Source organism: Dechloromonas hankyongensis (genome assembly GCF_022012295.1).
Classification (GTDB): domain Bacteria; phylum Pseudomonadota; class Gammaproteobacteria; order Burkholderiales; family Rhodocyclaceae; genus Azonexus; species Azonexus hankyongensis.
The window spans coordinates 1-5,245 of sequence record NZ_JAKLTN010000012.1; the positions used below are offsets into that span (position 1 = coordinate 1).

Consider the following 5,245-nt stretch of genomic DNA (forward strand, 5'->3'; position numbering starts at 1 on the left):
TGCTGCTGACGAATCAAACGAAACGGCGCGGCACTGATCTTTAACAAATTGGACAACCGATAAGTGTGGGTGTCTTGATGCGAAAGCAACTTCGGTTGCAAAAAAGTATTAAGGCAAACGCACTGGTGAAAAAGATGGAGCAATCCATCGAGGTAGAGAAATCTACCGTCAGTGAATTTGCGAGTTTGTTGGATTGAACTGAAGAGTTTGATCCTGGCTCAGATTGAACGCTGGCGGCATGCCTTACACATGCAAGTCGAACGGCAGCACGGACTTCGGTCTGGTGGCGAGTGGCGAACGGGTGAGTAATGTATCGGAACGTACCTTTCAGTGGGGGATAACGTAGCGAAAGTTACGCTAATACCGCATATTCTGTGAGCAGGAAAGCAGGGGATCGCAAGACCTTGCGCTGATTGAGCGGCCGATATCAGATTAGCTAGTTGGTGGGGTAAAGGCCTACCAAGGCGACGATCTGTAGCGGGTCTGAGAGGATGATCCGCCACACTGGAACTGAGACACGGTCCAGACTCCTACGGGAGGCAGCAGTGGGGAATTTTGGACAATGGGGGCAACCCTGATCCAGCCATGCCGCGTGAGTGAAGAAGGCCTTCGGGTTGTAAAGCTCTTTCGGCCGGGAAGAAATCGCACGGGTTAATACCCTGTGTGGATGACGGTACCGGAATAAGAAGCACCGGCTAACTACGTGCCAGCAGCCGCGGTAATACGTAGGGTGCGAGCGTTAATCGGAATTACTGGGCGTAAAGCGTGCGCAGGCGGTTTAGTAAGACAGGCGTGAAATCCCCGGGCTCAACCTGGGAACTGCGCTTGTGACTGCTAAGCTAGAGTACGGCAGAGGGGGGTGGAATTCCACGTGTAGCAGTGAAATGCGTAGAGATGTGGAGGAACACCGATGGCGAAGGCAGCCCCCTGGGCCGATACTGACGCTCATGCACGAAAGCGTGGGTAGCAAACAGGATTAGATACCCTGGTAGTCCACGCCCTAAACGATGTCAACTAGGTGTTGGGTGGGTAAAACCATTTAGTACCGTAGCTAACGCGTGAAGTTGACCGCCTGGGGAGTACGGCCGCAAGGTTAAAACTCAAAGGAATTGACGGGGACCCGCACAAGCGGTGGATGATGTGGATTAATTCGATGCAACGCGAAAAACCTTACCTACCCTTGACATGTTCAGAATCCCGGAGAGATTTGGGAGTGCCCGAAAGGGAGCTGGAACACAGGTGCTGCATGGCTGTCGTCAGCTCGTGTCGTGAGATGTTGGGTTAAGTCCCGCAACGAGCGCAACCCTTGTCGTTAATTGCCATCATTTAGTTGGGCACTTTAACGAGACTGCCGGTGACAAACCGGAGGAAGGTGGGGATGACGTCAAGTCCTCATGGCCCTTATGGGTAGGGCTTCACACGTCATACAATGGTCGGTACAGAGGGTTGCCAAGCCGCGAGGTGGAGCCAATCCCAGAAAGCCGATCGTAGTCCGGATTGCAGGCTGCAACTCGCCTGCATGAAGTCGGAATCGCTAGTAATCGCGGATCAGCATGTCGCGGTGAATACGTTCCCGGGTCTTGTACACACCGCCCGTCACACCATGGGAGCGGGTTCCGCCAGAAGTAGGTAGCCTAACCGCAAGGAGGGCGCTTACCACGGCGGGGTTCGTGACTGGGGTGAAGTCGTAACAAGGTAGCCGTAGGGGAACCTGCGGCTGGATCACCTCCTTTCTAGAGAAGCATCCTGGCACCCACAACTTATCGGTTGTTCAGTAGTAGCAAACAGACGAGGGTCTGTAGCTCAGTCGGTTAGAGCACCGTCTTGATAAGGCGGGGGTCGTTGGTTCGATTCCAACCAGACCCACCAACGTCTTAAAACGGGGGATTAGCTCAGCTGGGAGAGCACCTGCTTTGCAAGCAGGGGGTCGTCGGTTCGATCCCGTCATCCTCCACCAAAACCCAAAGATAAGCAGCAGTGTTTATCTTTGGCTTTTGAGAAATCAAATTGCTACGCTCTTTAACAAAACGGAAGAAGGTTGTGTATCGCAGTGATGAGCTGCTGATACACGTTGTGATTGCATCTGTTCTCGTATTACAGCTAGTACGAGACAGCACAAATGAGTTGCCTGTAGCCGGGTCTCTGCCGAGACCCCAAGGTTATAGGATCAAGCGACTAAGTGCATGTGGTGGATGCCTTGGCGATCACAGGCGATGAAGGACGTGCAAGCCTGCGAAAAGCGGGGGGGAGCTGGCAATGAAGCTTTGATCCCCCGATATCCGAATGGGGAAACCCACTCCGCAAGGAGTATCCCAATCTGAATACATAGGATTGGGAGGCGAACCCGGTGAACTGAAACATCTAAGTAGCCGGAGGAAAAGAAATCAACCGAGATTCCCCAAGTAGTGGCGAGCGAACGGGGAAGAGCCTGCTAGTGATAGCGGAACTGTTAAGAGAACGGAATGGAAAGTCCGGCCGTAGTGGGTGATAGCCCCGTATTTGAAAACAGATCCGTGGTACTAAGTTAGCGAAAAGTAGGGCGGGGCACGTGAAACCTTGTCTGAACATGGGGGGACCATCCTCCAAGGCTAAATACTCGTGATCGACCGATAGTGAACCAGTACCGTGAGGGAAAGGCGAAAAGAACCCCGGGAGGGGAGTGAAATAGAACCTGAAACCGCATGCATACAAACAGTGGGAGCCTCCTTGTGGGGTGACTGCGTACCTTTTGTATAATGGGTCAGCGACTTACGTTATGTTGCGAGCTTAACCGAATAGGGGAGGCGTAGCGAAAGCGAGTCTGATAAGGGCGTTTAGTAGCATGGCGTAGACCCGAAACCGGATGATCTATCCATGGCCAGGATGAAGGTGCCGTAACAGGTACTGGAGGTCCGAACCCACTAACGTTGAAAAGTTAGGGGATGAGCTGTGGATAGGGGTGAAAGGCTAAACAAATCCGGAAATAGCTGGTTCTCCCCGAAAACTATTTAGGTAGTGCGTCACATATCACTTCCGGGGGTAAAGCACTGTTATGGCTAGGGGGTCATCGCGACTTACCAAACCATGGCAAACTCTGAATACCGGAAAGTGCGAGTGTGGCAGACAGACAGTGGGTGCTAACGTCCATTGTCAAGAGGGAAACAACCCAGACCGCCAGCTAAGGTCCCCAAGACACAGTTAAGTGGGAAACGAGGTGGGAAGGCATAGACAGCTAGGAGGTTGGCTTAGAAGCAGCCACCCTTTAAAGAAAGCGTAATAGCTCACTAGTCGAGTCGTCCTGCGCGGAAGATGTAACGGGGCTCAAACTGTGCACCGAAGCTGCGGATATCGAAAGATATGGTAGGGGAGCGTTCTGTAGGTCTGTGAAGGTGTCTTGTAAAGGATGCTGGAGATATCAGAAGTGCGAATGCTGACATGAGTAGCGATAAAGGGAGTGAAAAGCTCCCTCGCCGAAAGCCCAAGGTTTCCTACGCAACGTTCATCGGCGTAGGGTGAGTCGGCCCCTAAGGCGAGGCAGAAATGCGTAGTCGATGGGAAACAGGTCAATATTCCTGTACCGATTCTAGATGCGATGTGGGGACGGAGAAGGTTAGGTCAGCCATCTGTTGGAATAGGTGGTTTAAGCGTGTAGGCGTGCCCCTTAGGCAAATCCGGGGGGCTTAGCTGAGGCGTGACGACGAGGCACTACGGTGCTGAAGTGATTGATACCAAGCTTCCAGGAAAAGCCACTAAGCTTCAGTCTAGAGTCGACCGTACCGCAAACCGACACAGGTGGGCAGGATGAAAATTCTAAGGCGCTTGAGAGAACTCAGGAGAAGGAACTCGGCAAATTGACACCGTAACTTCGGGAGAAGGTGTGCCCCGGTAGGTTGTAGAGCTTCGCGCTCGAAGGCCGATGGGGTTGCAGTGAAATGGTGGCTGCGACTGTTTAATAAAAACACAGCACTCTGCAAACACGAAAGTGGACGTATAGGGTGTGACGCCTGCCCGGTGCTGGAAGATTAAGTGATGGGGTGCAAGCTCTTGATCGAAGTCCCAGTAAACGGCGGCCGTAACTATAACGGTCCTAAGGTAGCGAAATTCCTTGTCGGGTAAGTTCCGACCTGCACGAATGGCGTAACGATGGCCACACTGTCTCCTCCTGAGACTCAGCGAAGTTGAAATGTTTGTGAAGATGCAATCTCCCCGCGGCAAGACGGAAAGACCCCATGAACCTTTACTGCAGCTTTGCATTGGACTTTGAACCGGTTTGTGTAGGATAGGTGGGAGACTGTGAAACCGGGACGCTAGTCTCGGTGGAGTCAACCTTGAAATACCACCCTGATTTGTTTGAGGTTCTAACCTGGGCCAGTGAATCCTGGCCGGGGACCGTGCATGGTAGGCAGTTTGACTGGGGCGGTCTCCTCCCAAAAGGTAACGGAGGAGTACGAAGGTACGCTTAGGGCGGTCGGACATCGCCCATAAAGTGCAATGGCAAAAGCGTGCTTGACTGCGAGACCCACAAGTCGAGCAGGTGCGAAAGCAGGTCATAGTGATCCGGTGGTTCTGTATGGAAGGGCCATCGCTCAACGGATAAAAGGTACTCTGGGGATAACAGGCTGATACCGCCCAAGAGTTCATATCGACGGCGGTGTTTGGCACCTCGATGTCGGCTCATCTCATCCTGGGGCTGTAGCCGGTCCCAAGGGTATGGCTGTTCGCCATTTAAAGAGGTACGTGAGCTGGGTTTAAAACGTCGTGAGACAGTTTGGTCCCTATCTGCCGTGGGCGCTGGATATTTGAAGGGGGCTGCTCCTAGTACGAGAGGACCGGAGTGGACGAACCTCTGGTGTACCGGTTATGACGCCAGTCGTATCGCCGGGTAGCTATGTTCGGAAGAGATAAACGCTGAAAGCATCTAAGCGTGAAACTTGCCTTAAGATGAGATATCCCGGAGTCTTGAACTCCTTGAAGGGTCGTCGAAGACCACGACGTTGATAGGTCAGGTGTGGAAGCGCAGTAATGCGTTAAGCTAACTGATACTAATTGCCCGTACGGCTTGATCCTATAACCTTGGATCACTACAACAACTCATACCAATACAATCACAACACCTTCTTCTAGTTTTGCGTTGCAGCACCGCTGCAGCGTTACAAGTTACGTCTGGCGTCAATAGCCTGCTGGTACCACCCCTTCCCATCCCGAACAGGACCGTGAAACAGCATCGCGCCAATGATAGTGAGCTTCCGCTCGCGAAAGTAGGTCA

General features: G+C 52.7%; 2 tRNA genes and 3 rRNA genes. All 5 read left to right on the forward strand.

The features are described 5' to 3' along the window. The first annotated feature begins 195 nt into the window (after nucleotides 1-195). A 16S ribosomal RNA gene (locus LZ012_RS19675) occupies nucleotides 196-1,733 on the forward strand. Nucleotides 1,734-1,792: 59 nt separating this feature from the next. Continuing rightward, nucleotides 1,793-1,869, forward strand: a tRNA-Ile gene (locus LZ012_RS19680). Between the two features lie 12 nt (nucleotides 1,870-1,881). Further along, nucleotides 1,882-1,957 (forward strand) — tRNA-Ala (locus LZ012_RS19685). A 208-nt stretch (nucleotides 1,958-2,165) separates the two neighbouring features. Next, nucleotides 2,166-5,046: ribosomal RNA gene (locus LZ012_RS19690) — 23S ribosomal RNA — on the forward strand. Nucleotides 5,047-5,141: 95 nt separating this feature from the next. After that, nucleotides 5,142-5,245, forward strand: a 5S ribosomal RNA gene (gene rrf, locus LZ012_RS19695); the annotation flags it as partial.